Origin of the sequence: Streptomyces otsuchiensis (assembly GCF_004305975.1) — a bacterium.
Lineage (GTDB): Bacteria > Actinomycetota > Actinomycetes > Streptomycetales > Streptomycetaceae > Streptomyces > Streptomyces otsuchiensis.
Window position 1 is genome coordinate 1 of record NZ_BHZI01000132.1, and the last position, 16,914, is coordinate 16,914.

The following is a 16,914-nucleotide window of genomic DNA, read 5'->3' on the forward strand; positions in this document are numbered from 1 at the left end:
CCCCCGCACCGGCAGGACCGTGACCGCATGACCGAGACCCTCCCCGGCACCGTGCGGCTGACCACCGCCCAGGCGCTGGTCCGCTTCCTGGCCGTCCAGCACACCGAACGCGACGGCCTGAGGCAGCGCTTCTTCGGCGCGGTCTGGGGCATCTTCGGCCACGGCAACGTCGCGGGCGTCGGCCAGGCCCTGATGGAGCACGCACCCGGAGGCGCCGGGGAAGCCCCCTCCATCTCCTACCTCCAGGGCCGCAACGAACAGGCGATGGTGCACGCCGCCGTCGGCTACGCCCGCCAGTCGGGCCGGCTGCGTGCCCAGGCCGTGACCACCTCCATCGGCCCCGGCGCCACCAACCTGGTCACCGGCGCCGCGCTGGCCACGATCAACCGGCTGCCCGTCCTGCTGCTGCCCGGCGACACCTTCGCCACCCGCCCGGCCGACCCGGTGCTCCAGCAGCTGGAACATCCCTCGTACGGAGACGTCTCCGTCAACGACACGCTGCGGCCGGTCTCCCGCTACTTCGACCGGATCAGCCGGCCCGAGCAGCTGATCCCCGCCGCCCTCCAGGCGATGCGGGTGCTCACCGACCCGGCCGAGACCGGCGCCGTCACGCTCGCCCTGCCCCAGGACGTGCAGGCCGAGGCGTACGACTGGCCGCGGGAGTTCTTCGCCGAACGCGTCTGGCGGGTGGCCCGCCCCGCCCCCGACCCCGAGGCGCTGGCCGAGGCCGCACGGGCCGTCCGGGCGGCCCGCCGCCCCCTGATCGTGGCCGGCGGCGGGGTGCACCACAGCGAGGCACACGAGGCGCTGCGCCGGCTGGTGGACGCCACCGGCATCCCGGTGGCCGTCACCCAGGCCGGCAAGGGCGCGCTGTCCCACGACCACCCCGCGGAGACCGGCGGGATCGGCCACACCGGCACCGCCGTCGCCGACGCCCTCGCCCGGCGGGCCGACCTGGTGATCGGGGTGGGCACCCGCTACTCCGACTTCACCACCGCCTCCAACACCCTCTTCGCCGCCGGGGACGTGCGGTTCGTCAACCTCAACATCACCTCGTTCGACGCCCACAAGCTCGCCGCGCTCCCCCTGGTCGCCGACGCCCGCAGCGGGCTGACGGCACTCACCGACGCGCTGGCCGGCCACCGGGTGGAACCCGCCTACGAGGCCGAGTACGCCGAGGGCCGGTCCCGCTGGAACACCGTGGTCGACGCCGCGTGCGCCGCCCCCGACGACGACGCCCGACCCACCCAGGCCCAGCTCATCGGGCTGCTGGCGGAGGCGGTCGGCGACGAGGACGTGGTGATCAACGCCGCCGGCTCGCTCCCCGGCGACCTCCACAAGATGTGGCGGCCGCGCTCCCCGCGCCAGTACCACCTGGAGTACGGCTACTCCTGCATGGGCTACGAGATCCCGGCGGCGATCGGCGTGCGGCTGGCCGCCCCGGAGACCCCGGTGTGGGCGCTGGTCGGCGACGGCACCTACCTGATGATGCCGACCGAGCTGGTGACGGCGGTGCAGGAGGGCCTGGCCATCACCGTCGTCCTGGTCCAGAACCACGGCTACGCCTCGATCGGCGGACTGTCGGAGGCCACCGGCGGTGAACGGCTCGGCACCGCCTACCGGTTCCGCGCCGAGGACGGCTCCTTCACCGGCGCCCCGCTGCCGGTGGACCTCGCCGCCAACGCCGCCTCTCTGGGGATGTCGGTCGAACGCGCCGCCACCGTCGCCGAACTGCGCGCGGCGCTCGCCCGGGCCCGGGAGGCGACCGTACCGACCTGCGTCTACGTGGAGACCGACCCTGCGGCGACCGCCCCGCCCGCCGAGGCGTGGTGGGACGTGCCCGTCGCCGAGGTGGCGACCCGTCCGGCCGCCCGCGCGGCGGGCGAGGAGTACCGGCGGCAGCGGGCGGCGCAGCGCCGCCACCTGTGAGCCCCGGCTCCGGCGGAACCGCCCGCCGGCCCGGCTCCCGCGGAACCGCCCGCCGGCCCGGCTCCGGCGCCGGGCGCGGCCGGGCGCACCGGCCCGGGCGGTGACCGTCAACGCCGACGGCCACCGCCCGACCCAGCGGCACGGTCGCCGCCGTCCCTGTCCGGCGACGACACGCACAGCCAAGAGAAAGGCCCTGCTGATCATGACGAAGACGATCGGTCACTGGATCGCCAACACGCCCGTCCCCGGAGGCTCCGGGCGGACCGCCCCCGTCCACAACCCGGCCACCGGCGCCGTCTCCGCCCACCTCGCGCTGGCGTCGACCGCCGAGGTCGACGAGGCCGTGGCAGCCGCCCGCGCCGCGTTCCCCGGCTGGTCCGCCGCCTCGCTGGCGCGCCGTACCTCCGTGCTGTTCGCCTACCGCGCGCTGCTCGACACCCACCGCGAGGAACTGGCCCGGCTGATCTCCGCCGAGCACGGCAAGGTGTTCTCCGACGCCCTGGGCGAGGTCGCGCGCGGGCTGGAGATCGTCGACCTGGCCTGCGGTATCCCGCAGCAGCTCAAGGGCGAGCTCTCCACCGAGGTATCCGCGCGGGTGGATGTCGCGTCGATCCGGCAGCCGCTGGGCGTGGTCGCGGGCATCACCCCCTTCAACTTCCCGGCGATGGTGCCGCTGTGGATGTTCCCGCTGGCCATCGCCTGCGGCAACACCTTCGTGCTCAAGCCGAGCGAGAAGGACCCGTCCGCGGCACTGCTGCTGGCCACGCTCGCCGCGGAGGCGGGACTGCCCGAGGGCGTCCTCAACGTCGTCAACGGCGACCGCGAGTCGGTGGACCGGCTGCTCGACCACCCGGACGTCGCCGCCGTCTCCTTCGTCGGCTCCACCCCGGTGGCGCGGCACATCCAGGCGCGCGCCGTCGCCAACGGCAAGCGGGTCCAGGCACTGGGCGGCGCCAAGAACCACATGCTGGTCCTCCCCGACGCCGATCTGGACTTCGCCGCCGACAGCGCGGTCAACGCCGCCTACGGCTCCGCCGGGGAGCGCTGCATGGCGGTGTCGGTGGTGGTCGCCGTCGGCGCGATCGGCGACACCCTGGTGGAGCGGATCGCCGAGCGCGCCCGCGCGGTGCGCATCGGCCCGGGGGACGACCCGGCCTCCGAGATGGGCCCGCTGATCACCGCCGAGCACCGTGACAAGGTCGCGGGCTACGTCGCCTCGGCCCGTGAACAGGGCGCCGAGGTGGTGGTGGACGGCACCGGCCTCACCGTGGACGGTCACGAGGACGGCTTCTTCCTCGGCGTCTCCCTGCTGGACCGGGTACCGCTGGACGCCGACGCCTACCGGGACGAGATCTTCGGCCCGGTCCTGTGCGTGGTGCGCGCCGACAGCTACGACGAGGCGCTGGCCGTGATCAACGGATCGCGCTGGGGCAACGGCACCGCGATCTTCACCCGCGACGGCGGCGCCGCCCGCCGCTTCCAGCTGGAGGTGGAGGCGGGCATGGTCGGCGTCAACGTGCCGGTTCCGGTGCCGGTGGGCTACCACTCCTTCGGCGGGTGGAAGGAGTCGCTCTTCGGCGACCACCACATCTACGGCGAGGACGGGGTGCGGTTCTACACCCGCGGCAAGGTCGTCACCACGCGCTGGCCGGACCCGGCCGACGCCGGCATCGACCTGGGGTTCCCCGGCAACCACTGACCCTCCCTGTCCTCCCCTGCGGGGGACGGTGAAGGCCGGGGCTGCGCGCATCCCATCCAGGCGCGCACCGCCCCGGCCTTCGCCGTCACGCCGCCACGCCGCCACGCCGTCACGCCGTCACGCCGCCACGCCGTCACGCCGTCACGCCGTCACGCCGTCACGCCGTCACGCCGCGCGACCATTCGGTCACAGGTGTCACCATTACGCGGCTTCCGTGTCACAGAAGATCAACAACACATCCCGCCTGCCGGGTCGTGTCGTTCGTCCGGCTGAAGCTCTGGTCACCAGCAGACGCCGCGCCGACGGCTCCACCGGCGGCCCGTGCCGCCGCCGCGGCGCGGCTCAGGGAGGTGTGGATTTCTGTGACCGACCGCCGCGAACTCTGGTCCTACAAGGAGATCGCCGCGCACATCGGGGTCCGGACGGACACCGTGCGCTCCTATCGGAAGCACGCGCTGCTGCCGGAACCCGACGTCGTCGAGGGGGGCAAGCCGCTCTGGTACGCGGAGACCGTCCGCGCCTGGGTGCTGCGGCGCCCGGGACACGGCTGGCGGCGCGGCTGACCGCCGCGCGGGCCCCCGGCGACCCCGGCCCGGCCCACCGCGCTTGCGACGCCCCCACCGGCCACTCGGCGGCCGCCGCGACACCCACGGCCACCGCCGCCGGGGCGCGTAACGACCACCCGCCCGACCCTTATACCCCTTGGGGGTATGAGAGGTATGATGCCGTCGGGCACCCCGGCACGGCGTCGCCCACCCCGGCCGCGGCGGGGCAGCCGCCGCCCGACAACTTACGGAGAACCATGAGCAGCGTCACTTACCAGGTCACCGGCATGAGCTGCGGGCACTGCGAGAACGCCATCTCGGAGGAGCTGTCCGCGCTGCCCGGCGTCACCGCCGTGGCGGCCAAGTCCGCCACCGGGCTGGTCACCGTGGAGTCCGCCGAGCCGCTGGAGGAGTCCGCCGTACGCGCGGCGGTGGACGAGGCCGGCTACGAGCTGGTCGGGCCCGCACAGGGCGCCTAGGTCCTGTCTGGCAAATGGCGCAGGCAAGGCCCGCGGCGTCTGGTGCGGTGGATCGCAAGGCGGAGCGTCGCAGCTCGTACCCGTCGTACTCGCGCGAGGCTCCAACGTGGCGAGATGCCGTGCCAGGCGCTGCGGGCCAGGCGGGATTTGCCAGACAGGGCCTAGCGCCGCGACGGAGCCATCCGGGGCCTCCCCTGACCCTCGGCCACAGCCGGCACCGGGAGCGGACCCACCCACGACGAGCCGGCACCGGACGCCGGGACCGGCAGCCCGCCCGTCCCGGCGTCTCGCCACCTCTCCCCCCTAGCCCCGCTGGAGCGGTCTGCTGCCCGCGGGTGCCGGCCGCGGGACCGTGGGGCTGTCAGAGGGTGAGGAGGACCTTGGTGGCGCGGCGTTCGTCCATGGCCCTGTAGCCCTCGGGGGCCTCTTCCAGCGGCAGGGTGAGGTCGAAGACCTTGCCGGGGTCGATCGCCCGGTCCCAGATCAGCTGGATCAGCTCGGGCAGGAACCGGCGGACCGGGGCCGGCCCGCCGAGAGTGTGGATACCGGCGAAGAACAGCTGGATCCCGGGGATGGTCACGTCGTGGTTCACGCCCACGTATCCGAGGTGCCCGCCACCGCGCGTGGCGCCGACGGCCTGCATGAACGACTCCTGCGTGCCGACCGCCTCGACGACCGAGTGCGCGCCCAGCCCGTCGGTGAGTTCCTTGATCCTCGCGACACCCGCCTCGCCACGCTCCTCGACGATGTCGGTGGCACCGTAGTAGCGGGCCAGCCTCTGCCGCTCGGGATGGCGCGACATGGCGATGACACGCTCCGCCCCGAGCCGCCTGGCGGCCAGGACCGCCATGAGGCCGACCGCGCCGTCGCCGACGACGGCGACGGTCTTGCCGGGGCCGGCCTCTGCGGCCACGGCGGCGTACCAGCCGGTGCCGAGGACGTCGGAGGCGGCCAGCAGCGCGGGGACCAACTCGGCGTCGGGCTGACCCGGCGTGGCCACGAGCGTGCCGTCGGCGTGCGGGATACGGGCCTTCTCGGCCTGAGTGCCGATCGTCTGGGCGACGAACTCCGCGTGGACGCACTTGGACTGGAACCCGGCCCGGCAGATCTCGCAGGTGTTGTCGGAGATGACGAACGACCCGACCACGAAGTCCCCGGGGCTGACGTTCTTCACATCGGCGCCGACCTCCTCCACGACACCGACGTACTCGTGTCCCATGACCTGGTGATCCGCGGGCTCGATGCCGCGATAGGGCCACAGGTCCGACCCGCAGATGCAGGTCGCGGTCAGCTTCACGATCGCGTCGGTCGGCTCGATGATCTTCGGGTCCTCACGCTCCTCGACCCGTACGTCGCCGGCGCTGTACATCACTACTCCACGCATGGTGCGCATCTCCCTGTCTGGTGTGCTGTCGCCCGCTCGCGCTGCCTACGCGTTCATCACGTCATGGATCCGTCTCGGCCGAGGCGGGCCTCGGGTCTCCTGCCACGGAAGTCACCGGGAAGGCGCAACGAGAGGACGCGGCCGCGGGCGTCCACCCAGACAACCGGCCTCCTCGCCCGGCAGGAAGGTCGCGTACACAGGGGGGACAGGCCGTGCCTCCCCTTCGGCACGGCCGCGACCTACCGTGGAGGACATGGACCAGCGACCCGACAACCGCGCCGAGATCCGGGACTTCCTCGCCACCCGCCGCGCCAGGATCACCCCGGAGCAGGCCGGGATACCCACGACCGGCCGGCGCCGGGTCCCGGGGCTGCGGCGCGAGGAGGTCGCGGTCCTCGCAGGCGTGAGCACGGAGTGGTACACGCGGCTGGAGAAGGGCCATATCGGCGGTGTCTCCGCAGACGTCCTGGACGCGGTCGCCCGCGCACTGCGCATGGACGAGGACGAGCGCACCTACCTGTTCGACCTGGCCCGGGCCGCCCAGCCCGCCAGCCGCACGCCGCGCCGCCGCAAGGCCGTCGACCTCCCACCCCGTGTGCGATGGCTGCTGGACTCCATGACGCTCTCCGCGGCCTTCGTCACCAACGGCCGCCTGGACATCGTTGCCGCCAACCCTCTCGGCCGCGCCCTGTTCGCGCCCCTGTACAACAGCGGGACCACGGGCGAACGGGGCCTCCCCAACTTCGCCCGCTTCTACTTCCTCGACCCCGGCTCCCGCGACTTCGTCGCCGACTGGGACGGGGCCGCCGACGCCACCGCCGCCCTGCTGCGCGTCGAGGCCGGCCGCAGCCCCGACGAGAGGGCGCTTCGCGAGCTCATCGGAGAGCTCTCCACGCTGAGCACCGAGTTCCGCACCCGCTGGGCCGCCCACGACGTGCGCGTCCACCACGGCGGGACCAAGCGCTTCCGGCATCCGGAGGCGGGCTCCCTGGAGCTCACCTACCAGCCGCTGGAACTGCCGCTGTCCGTCCAGGAGGCGCACTCCCTGACCATGTACACGGCCGAACCGGGCAGCCCCGACGAGGACCGGCTCAAGCTCCTCGCGAGCTGGGCGGCCACCTCCGCCGGCCGCCCCGGCCCGTCCTCCGACGGCGGGCACCGCTCCGACCGGGACGATCACGCCGACGCCACCGACGCCACGGACGCCGACGCCACCGAGACCGACGGCGCTCGTCGGCCCGGATAGCCGGGGCACCGCTCACGCCGGTTCGTTGACACGCAGGAGTGAACTGTCCAGCCGCTCAACGGCCCGCCCGTAAACGCGCGTTTACCCTCGGGGGCCCAGGGAAGACGACCCTAGGGACGCATGAGTCCCGGCGGCCGACGAGGGGCCGCGAAGTGCCGCGCATCGCACGGCGCGCCTTGCCTTCCCGGGTGAAGCCACCCGGGAAAGTCGAAGCGCCCCGTGCCGGGTCCCCCCACAGGGCCCGACGCGAGGCGCTTCATTGCCGTCAGTGCAGAGTGTCCCCCCACGGGACCCTTGCCACGACGGCCACCGTCACGGATCCAGCCGAAACCGCGACGATGTCACTCCATAAGACCTCGGCGGAGCCAAAAGGTTGCTCCCCCGTACGTGTGACCTGCGTCACATCTACGGGGGAGCGGTGAAGATCCTTCACCCGGCCGGCACCGAAGGGCCGGCCGGGCGGCGCGTCAGCGCTGCTCGACCGGGATGTAGTCCCGCTCGACGACGCCGGTGTAGACCTGGCGCGGACGCCCGATCCGGGAGCCCGGCTCCTTGATCATCTCGTGCCACTGGGCGATCCAGCCCGGCAGGCGGCCCATCGCGAAGAGCACGGTGAACATCGAGTTGGGGAAGCCCATCGCCCGGTAGATGAGGCCGGTGTAGAAGTCGACATTCGGGTAGAGGTTGCGCGAGACGAAGTAGTCGTCGTTGAGCGCGCGGTCCTCCAGCGCCAGGGCGATGTCCAGCAGCTCGTCGGACTTGCCGAGCGCCGACAGCACGTCGTGCGCCGCCGCCTTGATGATCTTGGCCCGCGGGTCGAAGCTCTTGTAGACCCGGTGGCCGAAGCCCATCAGCCGGACGCCGTCCTCCTTGTTCTTCACCTTGTTGATGAAGCTGTCGACGTCACCGCCGGCCTCGCGGATCTGCTCCAGCATCTCCAGCACCGACTGGTTGGCGCCGCCGTGCAGCGGGCCCCAGAGCGCGTTGATGCCGGCCGAGATCGAGGCGAACAGGTTCGCCTGCGAGGAGCCGACCAGGCGGACCGTGGAGGTCGAACAGTTCTGCTCGTGGTCCGCGTGCAGGATGAGCAGCTTGTCGAGCGCGGAGACCACCACCGGGTCCGGCTCGTACTCCTCGGCCGGGACCGAGAAGGTCATGCGGAGGAAGTTCTCCACGTAACCGAGGTCGTTGCGCGGGTAGACCACCGGGTGGCCGACCGACTTCTTGTACGCGTACGCCGCGATCGTCGGCAGCTTGGCGAGCAGCCGGATCGTGGAGATGTGCCGCTGCCGCTCGTCGAACGGGTTGTGGCTGTCCTGGTAGAACGTGGACAGCGCGCTGACCACCGACGACAGCATCGCCATCGGGTGCGCGTCACGGGGGAAGCCGTCGTAGAACCGCTTCACGTCCTCGTGGACGAGGGTGTGCTGGGTGATCTCGCTGCGGAAGCCGGACAGCTCGTCGACCGTCGGCAGCTCGCCGTTGATCAGCAGGTAGGCCGTCTCCAGGAACGTGCCGTGCTCGGCCACCTGCTCGATCGGGTACCCGCGGTACCGCAGGATGCCCTGCTCACCGTCGAGATAGGTGACCCCGGACTTGTACGCGGCGGTGTTGCCGTAACCGGAGTCCAGGGTCACCAGCCCGGTCTCGGCGCGCAGCTTGCCGATGTCGAAGCCCTGGTCGCCGACCGTGCTCTCCACCAGCGGGTAGCGGTACTCGCCATCCGCGTACCGCACTACTACTGCGTCATCACTTGCGCGGTGTTCGCTCACGTCTATCCCTCACCGACGTCGTGCCTCTTCTTCGAGGTGCCCTGACTGTTTCCACTGTCCCCCATCAGAGGCCACTTAGTGCACTCGGGGTCGGCCGAACCCAAAAAATCTGGCACGCCGTGCCGGGACAGTAGTACACAACCATGGTCATAGCCGACCGTAGCGGCGACGTGAGAGCTGTCACTTCCGGGAACCGCGCAGCGCCCCGCACCCGGCCGGGCGGGGCGGGACCGGGGCAGAACCGGGGCCGGGCAGCGGGCGGTGTCAGCCCAGACGGCCGTCGAGCCGTGCGTCCAGTGCGGTGAACCTGCGGCCCGCCGACACCGTGCGGACCGCCTGCCCCAGCGCCCGCCGCGAGCCCACCAGCACCACCAGCCGCTTCGCCCGCGTCACCGCCGTGTACAGCAGGTTCCGTTGCAGCATCATCCACGCGCTGGTCGTCACCGGGATCACCACGCACGGGTACTCACTGCCCTGGGAGCGGTGGATCGTCACGGCGTAGGCGTGGGACAGCTCGTCCAGCTCGGTGAACTCGTAGCCGATCTCCTCGTCCTCCTCGGTCAGCACCGTCAGCCTCTGCTCGTCGAGATCGATCCCGGTGACCTGTCCCCCGGTGCCGTTGAAGACGCCGTTGGCACCCTTGTCGTAGTTGTTGCGGATCTGGGTGACCTTGTCGCCGACCCGGAAGATCCGGCCGCCGACCCGCTTCTCCGGCAGCCCCGGGCGAGCGGGCGAGACCGCCTCCTGCAGCAGCCCGTTCAGCGCGCCGGCCCCGGCCGGCCCCCGGTGCATCGGCGTGAGGACCTGCACGTCCCGGCGCGGGTCCAGCCCGAAGCGGCGCGGGATGCGGCGCGCCACCACGTCCACCGTCAGCAGCCCGGCCGCCTCCGTGTCGTCCTCCGCGAAGAGGAAGAAGTCGTCGAGATCGCGGGTGAGCGGCGTCTCCCCGGCGTTGATGCGGTGCGCGTTGGTGACCACGCCGGACTGCTGCGCCTGCCGGAAGATCCGCGTCAGCCGCACGGCCGGGACCGGACCCGGCTCCGCCAGCAGATCGCGCAGCACCTCCCCCGCGCCGACCGACGGCAGCTGGTCGACATCCCCCACCAGCAGCAGATGCGCCCCCGGGGCCACCGCCTTCACCAGCTTGTTGGCCAGCAGCAGATCCAGCATCGACGCCTCGTCCACCACCACCAGATCGGCGTCCAGCGGCCGGTCCCGGTCGTAGGCCGCGTCCCCGCCCGGCTTCAGCTCCAGCAGCCGGTGGACGGTCGACGCCTCCGCTCCCGTCAGCTCCGAGAGGCGCTTCGCCGCCCGGCCGGTGGGCGCGGCCAGGACGACCTTGGCCCGCTTGGCGCGGGCCAGCTCCACCACGGAACGCACCGTGAACGACTTGCCGCAGCCCGGGCCACCGGTCAGCACCGCGACCTTCTCCGTCAGCGCCAGCCGCACCGCGTCCCGCTGCTCGGCCGCCAGCTCCGCGCCGGTGCGCCCCGCCAGCCAGGACAGGGCCTTCTCCCAGTCGACGTCGGCGAACGCGGCCAGCCGGTCGTCGGCGGCGCCCAGCAGCCGCTTGAGCTGGGCGGACAGCGAGATCTCCGCGCGGTGGAACGGTGTCAGGTAGACGACGGTGATCCGGCCCGCCGGATCCTCCGGGTCGGGCACCTTCTCCCGGACCACGGCCTCGCCCTCCTCGGCCAGCTCACCCAGGCAGTCGATGACCAGGCCGGTGTCCACCTGGAGCAGCTTGACCGCGTCCGCGATGAGCCGCTCCTCGGGGAGGAAGCAGTGCCCCTGGTCGGTCGACTGGGACAGCGCGTACGCGAGCCCGGCCTTCACCCGTTCGGGGCTGTCCTCCGGTATGCCCACGGCGCGGGCGATCCGGTCGGCGGTGAGGAATCCGATGCCCCACACGTCCGAGGCGAGACGGTAGGGCGTGTTCTTCACGACGGAGATCGAGGCGTCTCCGTACTTCTTGTAGATCCGCACGGCGATGGAGGTGGAGACGTCCACGCTCTGCAGGAAGACCATCACCTCCTTGATCGCCTTCTGCTCCACCCACGCCTCGGCGATCCGGGCGGTCCGTTTGGGACCCAGGCCCGGGACGGCGATCAGGCGGGAGGCGTCGTCCTCGATGACGTCCAGGGTGTCCACCCCGAAGTGGTCCACGATCCGCTCGGCGGTCTTCGGGCCGATCCCCTTGATCAGCCCGGAGCCGAGATAGCGCCGGATGCCCTGGACCGTCGCGGGCAGGACCGTCGTGTAGTTCTCGACGGTGAACTGACGGCCGTAGCTGGGGTGCGAGCTCCAACTGCCCTCCATGCGCAACGACTCGCCCACCTGGGCGCCGAGCAGCGCTCCGACGACCGTGAGGAGGTCCCCGCCCCGGCCGGTGTCCACCCGTGCGACGGTGTAGCCGTTCTCCTCGTTGGCGTAGGTGATCCGCTCCAGAACCGCTTCGAGTACCGCGCGCGACATACCCAGACGGTAGCCGCCGGGACCGACAGCGCGGACCGGGTGGTCCCTAAGCGGACCGGACGGCTCCGCACACGTCGAAGGGCCCGGTACACCGGGCCCTTCGATCCCCTCCTACGCCCCCACGTGACCAGTTGGACACACGACCCCGTGCCGGGGTTGCACGGACGGAGGACGAAAATTCCGCCGATCCCGGGCGGTCGGGGTCCGGCCGCCACCGGCTCCGCGCCGTGCGGCACGGTACTCGGCCGGAACGGCGCCGGTCCGGCCGCACCTCGGCCGGGACGACGTCAGCCGGCCAGCTTGATCACCGCGTCACGAATGGCGTCGCGGATTCCCTCGTCGCCGATCGTCCCGTCCGGGCCGATGTCGGCACGCGCCACGGGGACGTCCACGCAGGCGTCCTCGACGACGGTCGCCCCCGTGTACCCCAGCACCGTACGCAGGTTGGCGTAGGTGCCGGCCGCGCCACCGGGGGCGGTCGAGGGGTTGATCCAGCCGACCGGCTTGCCGCTGAGCACGGTGGCGCCGATCGTCCACTCCAGGAGGTTCTTCAGCGCGCCCGGCATGACGCCGGCGTACTCCGGGGTGGAGAACAGCACGGCGTGCGCCTCCGTGACCGCCTCCCGCAGGTCCCGCACCGCGTCGGGGACCGGGTCGTGGTCCAGGTCCGGATTGAAGTGCGGGAGTTCCGCCATCCCCGCGTAGAACTCGGCGTCCAGCTCGAACTCCAGGACATCGGCGGCCGTCGCCAGCACCGCCGAGTTCACCGAACCCTCCCGCACACTGCCGCTGATCAGCAGAACCGATGACACACAGACCCCTTTCACAGCCCCCGGTTGACGCCCGCCCCGTGGCGCGCGCCGCGAGGAACGATAAGGCAGCGCACTCCGGTTGCTCGCGGCGGTCTCAGCAGGCGCAGAGACAGAAGGGGTGGCCGGCGGGGTCGGCGTAGACGCGGAAGTTGCTCGTCTCGCTCACCTGGCCCTGCAACAGCGTGGCGCCGAGCGCCAGCACGGCGCGTTCGGCCTCCTCCTCCTGCCCCTTCGGGATCTCCAGGTCGAGGTGGAGCTGCTGCGGATGCTCGACGCCCGGCCACTCCGGCGGCCGGTACCCGGGAGAGCGCTGGAAGGCGAGCTTCTGACCCGCCGGGCCGGTCAGCTCCACCCAGTCCGGGTCGTTCTCCTGGTCCTCCGGCCAGCCCAGCACGGCCGCGTAGAACTCGGACAGCTTCCTCGGCTCCGGGCAGTCCAGCACCACCGGACCCATCACGGCTACGGCCATGGTTCCCACTCCTCGACTCGGCGCGATCATCAGAACCGCCACCACCGCACAGGCGGTCACGCGTTACCCATACTCCGCAGATGCCGGTAACGGCGCAACCGGGTTACCGTACCCGATGTGAGCGACACGACCGCACCGGCCGATCTGGGCCTGATCCAGCGGCTGGTCAACACCCTCGACGTGGAGACCGGAACCGACGAACTCGCCGCCCCGGGAGGGCCGGGCCGGTTCGCCGCCCCGTACGGACTCTCCCTGCGCGACGACGAGCTGCGACGGCTCGTCACCCTGCGGGAATCGCTGCGCGCCGTCCTGCTCCACCACGCCGGAACCGAGGTACCGGACGAACGGTCGGCGCCGCTCGCCCCCTTGCTGGAAGCGGCTCCGCTCGTGGTGCGCGTGGCCCCCGGCGGCGGCGCCGCGCTCGTCCCCGCGTCGGGCCTCACCGGGCTCCGCGCGCTGACCGCCCGCATCGCCGCCGCCATCGCCCTCGGCCAAGCCCGCGGGGAGTGGCGACGGCTCAAGGCGTGCCACGCGGACGACTGCGAATGGGCCTACTACGACCGCAGCCCCGCCGGGCGCAGACGCTGGTGTTCCATGCAGGTGTGCGGCAGCCGCGCGAAGATGCGCAACTACCGCTCGCGGCAGCGCCGAACCACGGAGTAGGCGCCCCGGGCCGGGAGCGGGCGAACACGGCCTACACGCTCACGTACACTCCCGCGTGACCAGCACCGACGGCTGTGGAGGCGGCGCGTGTACGCGAGATCCCTGGGTGTCGAGGGCGCCGAACTGCGCCCCCTGGAGCCGTGGCGGGCGGAGGAGTTCCTGAACCACATCGATCGCGGCCGGGAGTACATCGGCCGACATGTCGGCCTCCCCGACGTCGCCGCCGACCTGACCTCGGCGCGCGCCTTCCTCCAGCGCTACGCCGACAAGGCCGCCGCCGACGCCGGGCGCCTCGACGGCATCTGGCTGGACGGCACCCTCGTCGGCGGCGTGCTGTTCCGCACCATGGACATCGCGGCCGGCACGGCGGAGGCGGGGTGCTGGCTGGAGCCGGCCGCCGTCGGCCGGGGACTCGTGACGCGCGCCGTACGCGTGATCATCGACTGGGCCGTCGAGGAACGCGGCGTGCACCGCGTGGAGTGGATCGCCTCCTCCGCGAACGAGCCCAGCATCGCCGTCGCGCGGCGGCTCGGCATGACCCGGGAGGGCGTGCTCCGCGAGAGCTACGCCTACCGGGGAGAGCGGCAGGACATGGAGGTGTGGTCCGTACTGGCGCCGGAGTGGCGCGCCGGCCGGGGCGACCCGGCCGGGGGCTGACGCCGCCGCCCGCGCCGGGACCGGTCAGCCCACCGGAACGCCGGGGTTGACCAGCCCGTCGCCGCCGGTGACGGTGTTGCCGGCGCCGATCGTCACGGGGCACGACTGCGGGTGGTGGTTGGTGACCTGGATCGCGTAGCGGTTGCTCCCGCCGGCACCGCGCAGGTCGGAGTGGTTGCCGCGGAAGACCGTGCCGCAGCCCCAGCCGGGCTGCTGACTGCGCACCTGGTAACCGTCCTTGAGGGTGTTGACGCCCCGGTTGTTCTCGATGACGTAGCCGTTGCCCTTCACGTCCACCCACGAGTCGTCGTAGTTGGCGTTGGTGAGGCCGCCGCCGTCGAAGAAGTTGCCGGAGATCAGCCCGCCGGTGGTGCCCTCCTTGATGTCGATGTTCTCGCCGCGCACGTCGGGGCCGATGACGTTGTCGAGGATCTTCACGTGGTCGCTGCGGTCGTTGAGAGTGTTGGCCGAGCCGATGTACACGCCCTCGCCCATGCCGCGCCCGTCCTGGCCCGTGTCGAAGATCGTGGAGTTCTTGACGGTGCCGTGGCTGCTGGAGTTGCGGTAGTGGATGCCCTCCATGGTGAGGTCGTGGACGGTGACGCCGTCGACCACGACGTAGTCGCTCGCGTCGACCATGATCCCCTTCTGGCCGCCGCTGAGCGTGATGCCGTGGATCGTCCAGTGGCTCGCCCGGTCGAGGTGAAGTCCGTTGCCGCCACCGGACGTCGGCGTGAGCACGGCGCGCGAGGAGCCCGTGAGGATGATCCGGTTCTGCCGCTCGCCCGGCCGGTTGACCTTGAAGTTCCCGCTGTACGTCCCGTCGGCCAGCTGGATCACCTGCCCGGGCAGAGCGTTGGCGAGCGCGGTCCTCAACTCGTTGCCGTTGGAGACCGGTACCGCCTGGGCGGTGGGGGCACCGGCGGCCTCGGCGGTCTCGGCGGTCTCGGCTTCGGTGTGGGCCGCCGCGGGCAGGACGGCTGCCCAGCAGAAGGCCACCGCGGCGAGCGCGCTCACCCGGCGTACGCGCGTGGCACGCCGGGGGCGCACGGCAGAGGACGACGGGCTGGGGTTGCGACGCGGCATGGGCATGCTCCAGGTGGGGGCCGGCCAGGGCCGGGAGGAGGAGAGCGCGCGGGGCTGGGATTCGCGACCACAGCATTGGTCTGGACTAATCAACTGTCAAGGGGAGGCGTCGGCCACCGGCAGGCAGGAACACCCGCCGGGCCACACACCAGCACCCGACGACGCACCGCCGTGTGTCGCTCCTCCGCCGGTCGGTGCCCGGGTTCGCCTCGCCCCGTCAGAGCGTCGGACGGCCCAGGGCGCGGTAGGTCCAGCCGGCCTTCCGCCACACGTCGGGGTCCAGGGCGTTGCGGCCGTCCAGGATGTGGCGGGTGGCGACCTCCTCGCCCAGCGCCGCCGGGTCGAGGTCCCGGAACTCGGCCCACTCCGTCAGGTGGAGCACGACATCGGCGCCGCGTACCGCCTCGGCGGCGGAGTCGGCGTACCCCAGGGTGGGGAAGATCCGGCGGGCGTTGTCGTTGCCCTTGGGGTCGTAGACGGTGACCTGGGCGCCCTGGAGATGAAGCTGCCCGGCGACGTTCAGGGCGGGTGAGTCGCGGACGTCGTCCGAGTCGGGCTTGAAGCTGGCGCCCAGCACGCCGATGCGGCGGCCGAGCAGCGCGCCGCCCAGGGCGTCGCGGGCCAGCTCGACCATGTGGCCGCGGCGCCGCATGTTGATGGAGTCGACCTCCCGCAGGAAGGTCAGCGCCTGGTCGGCGCCCAGCTCGCCGGCGCGGGCCATGAAGGCGCGGATGTCCTTGGGCAGACAGCCGCCGCCGAAACCGATCCCGGCCCGCAGGAACTTCTTGCCGATCCGGTCGTCGTGGCCGATGGCCTCGGCGAGCTTCACCACGTCGCCGCCCGAGGCCTCGCAGACCTCGGCCATGGCGTTGATGAAGGAGATCTTGGTGGCGAGGAAGGAGTTGGCGGAGGTCTTGACCAGCTCGGCGGTGGCGAAGTCGGTGACGACGAACGGCGAGTTCTCGGCGATCGGGCTCGCGTAGACCTCACGGAGGGTGGCCTCGGCGGCTTCGGACCGGACGCCGACGACGATGCGGTCCGGGTGGAGGGTGTCCTGGACGGCGAAGCCCTCCCGCAGGAACTCCGGGTTCCAGGCCAGCTCGGCGTCGGCACCGGCGGGAGCCAGCTCGGCGATGCGGGCGGCCAGCCGGTCCGCGCTGCCGACCGGCACGGTCGACTTGCCGACCACCAGACACGGCCGGTCCAGGTGAACGGCGAGGCTCTCCACCGCGGCGTCCACGTACGACATGTCGCAGGCGTACTCACCGTGCTTCTGCGGGGTGTTCACACAGATGAAGTGCACGTCGCCGAAGGCGGCGACCTCGGCCCAGTCCATGGTGAAGCGGAGCCGGCCGGTGGAACCGGGGATGCCGGGGACGTGGCGGCGCAGCAGCTCCGACAGGCCCGGCTCGTACATGGGGATGTCCCCGCGCCCGAGCATCTCGATCTTCTCGGGGACCACGTCCAGGCCGAGCACCTCGAAGCCCAGCTCGGCCATGGCGGCCGCGTGGGTGGCTCCGAGGTAGCCGGTGCCGATGACAGTGATCTTGGGGGCCATGCGGGCTCCTGGAGGTGCGGGCGGCAGTACGCGGGTCGAGCATAGTCGCGGACACGGCCTCCCCCGGCGCTGGGCCCGGGCCCGTCCGGGGGCGGAGGCAGCCCGTCCGACGCCCCGGTCACACGCGCCCGGGGCGGGTC

The 16,914-nt window shown here is 72.2% G+C and carries 14 protein-coding genes; 7 read left to right on the top strand and 7 right to left on the bottom strand.

All coding sequences use genetic code 11. The features are described from left to right. The first annotated feature begins 27 nt into the window (after positions 1-27). From iolD to E0D90_RS14275, 4 genes are all read left to right on the top strand, one after another. Positions 28-1,929 (top strand): 3D-(3,5/4)-trihydroxycyclohexane-1,2-dione acylhydrolase (decyclizing), encoded by a 1,902-nt coding sequence (gene iolD, locus E0D90_RS14260; protein ID WP_130798495.1) that lies wholly within the window; start codon positions 28-30, stop codon positions 1,927-1,929. A 202-nt stretch (positions 1,930-2,131) separates the two neighbouring features. Continuing rightward, positions 2,132-3,628, top strand: a complete 1,497-nt coding sequence (locus E0D90_RS14265) for a CoA-acylating methylmalonate-semialdehyde dehydrogenase (protein ID WP_130798497.1) — start codon at positions 2,132-2,134, stop codon at positions 3,626-3,628. Positions 3,629-3,990: 362 nt separating this feature from the next. Further along, positions 3,991-4,191, top strand: coding sequence for a MarR family transcriptional regulator (locus tag E0D90_RS14270; RefSeq protein ID WP_103501757.1), 201 nt, complete (start codon positions 3,991-3,993; stop codon positions 4,189-4,191). 239 nt (positions 4,192-4,430) lie between these two features. Then, positions 4,431-4,652: a heavy-metal-associated domain-containing protein gene (locus tag E0D90_RS14275; protein ID WP_130798514.1), complete on the top strand. Its 222-nt coding sequence runs from the start codon at positions 4,431-4,433 to the stop codon at positions 4,650-4,652. A gap of 361 nt (positions 4,653-5,013) precedes the next feature. Here E0D90_RS14275 and E0D90_RS14280 read toward each other — a convergent pair whose 3' ends face one another. Continuing rightward, positions 5,014-6,036 (bottom strand): zinc-dependent alcohol dehydrogenase family protein, encoded by a 1,023-nt coding sequence (locus tag E0D90_RS14280; RefSeq protein WP_227870220.1) that lies wholly within the window; start codon positions 6,034-6,036, stop codon positions 5,014-5,016. 253 nt (positions 6,037-6,289) lie between these two features. Between E0D90_RS14280 and E0D90_RS14285 the strand changes: the two genes are divergently transcribed. Beyond that, positions 6,290-7,282 carry a helix-turn-helix domain-containing protein gene (locus E0D90_RS14285; protein ID WP_130798499.1) on the top strand — a complete coding sequence of 331 codons (993 nt, stop codon included), beginning with the start codon at positions 6,290-6,292 and terminating at the stop codon, positions 7,280-7,282. Positions 7,283-7,749: 467 nt separating this feature from the next. Here the strand turns inward: E0D90_RS14285 and E0D90_RS14290 are convergent, their stop codons facing one another. The 4 genes from E0D90_RS14290 to E0D90_RS14305 all read right to left on the bottom strand — a co-directional run bounded on the left by E0D90_RS14290 (position 7,750) and on the right by E0D90_RS14305 (position 12,810). Further along, positions 7,750-9,054 (bottom strand): citrate synthase, encoded by a 1,305-nt coding sequence (locus E0D90_RS14290; protein ID WP_103528538.1) that lies wholly within the window; start codon positions 9,052-9,054, stop codon positions 7,750-7,752. Positions 9,055-9,318: 264 nt separating this feature from the next. Beyond that, positions 9,319-11,529 (bottom strand): SF1B family DNA helicase RecD2, encoded by a 2,211-nt coding sequence (recD2, locus tag E0D90_RS14295; RefSeq protein WP_130798501.1) that lies wholly within the window; start codon positions 11,527-11,529, stop codon positions 9,319-9,321. Positions 11,530-11,816: 287 nt separating this feature from the next. Next, entirely contained in the window at positions 11,817-12,341 is a 525-nt protein-coding gene (locus E0D90_RS14300) for an NADPH-dependent FMN reductase (protein ID WP_103501753.1), read from the bottom strand. A 94-nt stretch (positions 12,342-12,435) separates the two neighbouring features. Continuing rightward, positions 12,436-12,810 (bottom strand): VOC family protein, encoded by a 375-nt coding sequence (locus E0D90_RS14305; protein ID WP_130798503.1) that lies wholly within the window; start codon positions 12,808-12,810, stop codon positions 12,436-12,438. Between the two features lie 117 nt (positions 12,811-12,927). Between E0D90_RS14305 and E0D90_RS14310 the strand changes: the two genes are divergently transcribed. Together E0D90_RS14310 and E0D90_RS14315 are read left to right on the top strand one after the other, a co-directional pair. Beyond that, a complete protein-coding gene (locus E0D90_RS14310; protein WP_130798505.1) occupies positions 12,928-13,473 on the top strand; it encodes a CGNR zinc finger domain-containing protein in 546 nt (181 codons plus the stop codon). Between the two features lie 87 nt (positions 13,474-13,560). Beyond that, entirely contained in the window at positions 13,561-14,130 is a 570-nt protein-coding gene (locus E0D90_RS14315) for a GNAT family N-acetyltransferase (protein WP_130798508.1), read from the top strand. A gap of 24 nt (positions 14,131-14,154) precedes the next feature. Here the strand turns inward: E0D90_RS14315 and E0D90_RS14320 are convergent, their stop codons facing one another. Beyond that, positions 14,155-15,216: a right-handed parallel beta-helix repeat-containing protein gene (locus E0D90_RS14320; protein WP_130798510.1), complete on the bottom strand. Its 1,062-nt coding sequence runs from the start codon at positions 15,214-15,216 to the stop codon at positions 14,155-14,157. 217 nt (positions 15,217-15,433) lie between these two features. Then, complete coding sequence (locus tag E0D90_RS14325; protein ID WP_130798512.1) at positions 15,434-16,774, bottom strand: UDP-glucose dehydrogenase family protein; 1,341 nt, start codon at positions 16,772-16,774, stop codon at positions 15,434-15,436. Between the last annotated feature and the right edge of the window lie 140 nt (positions 16,775-16,914).

Excerpts from the sequence above, each read along its gene's own strand:
- E0D90_RS14305 (WP_130798503.1), bottom strand. The coding sequence starts at position 12,810 with ATGGCCGTAGCCGTGATGGGTCCGGTGGTGCTGGACTGCCCGGAGCCG.
- E0D90_RS14285 (WP_130798499.1), top strand. The coding sequence starts at position 6,290 with ATGGACCAGCGACCCGACAACCGCGCCGAGATCCGGGACTTCCTCGCC.
- E0D90_RS14265 (WP_130798497.1), top strand. The coding sequence starts at position 2,132 with ATGACGAAGACGATCGGTCACTGGATCGCCAACACGCCCGTCCCCGGA.
- E0D90_RS14280 (WP_227870220.1), bottom strand. The coding sequence starts at position 6,036 with ATGCGTGGAGTAGTGATGTACAGCGCCGGCGACGTACGGGTCGAGGAG.
- E0D90_RS14275 (WP_130798514.1), top strand. The coding sequence starts at position 4,431 with ATGAGCAGCGTCACTTACCAGGTCACCGGCATGAGCTGCGGGCACTGC.
- E0D90_RS14325 (WP_130798512.1), bottom strand. The coding sequence starts at position 16,774 with ATGGCCCCCAAGATCACTGTCATCGGCACCGGCTACCTCGGAGCCACC.
- iolD (WP_130798495.1), top strand. The coding sequence starts at position 28 with ATGACCGAGACCCTCCCCGGCACCGTGCGGCTGACCACCGCCCAGGCG.
- E0D90_RS14320 (WP_130798510.1), bottom strand. The coding sequence starts at position 15,216 with ATGCCGCGTCGCAACCCCAGCCCGTCGTCCTCTGCCGTGCGCCCCCGG.
- recD2 (WP_130798501.1), bottom strand. The coding sequence starts at position 11,529 with ATGTCGCGCGCGGTACTCGAAGCGGTTCTGGAGCGGATCACCTACGCC.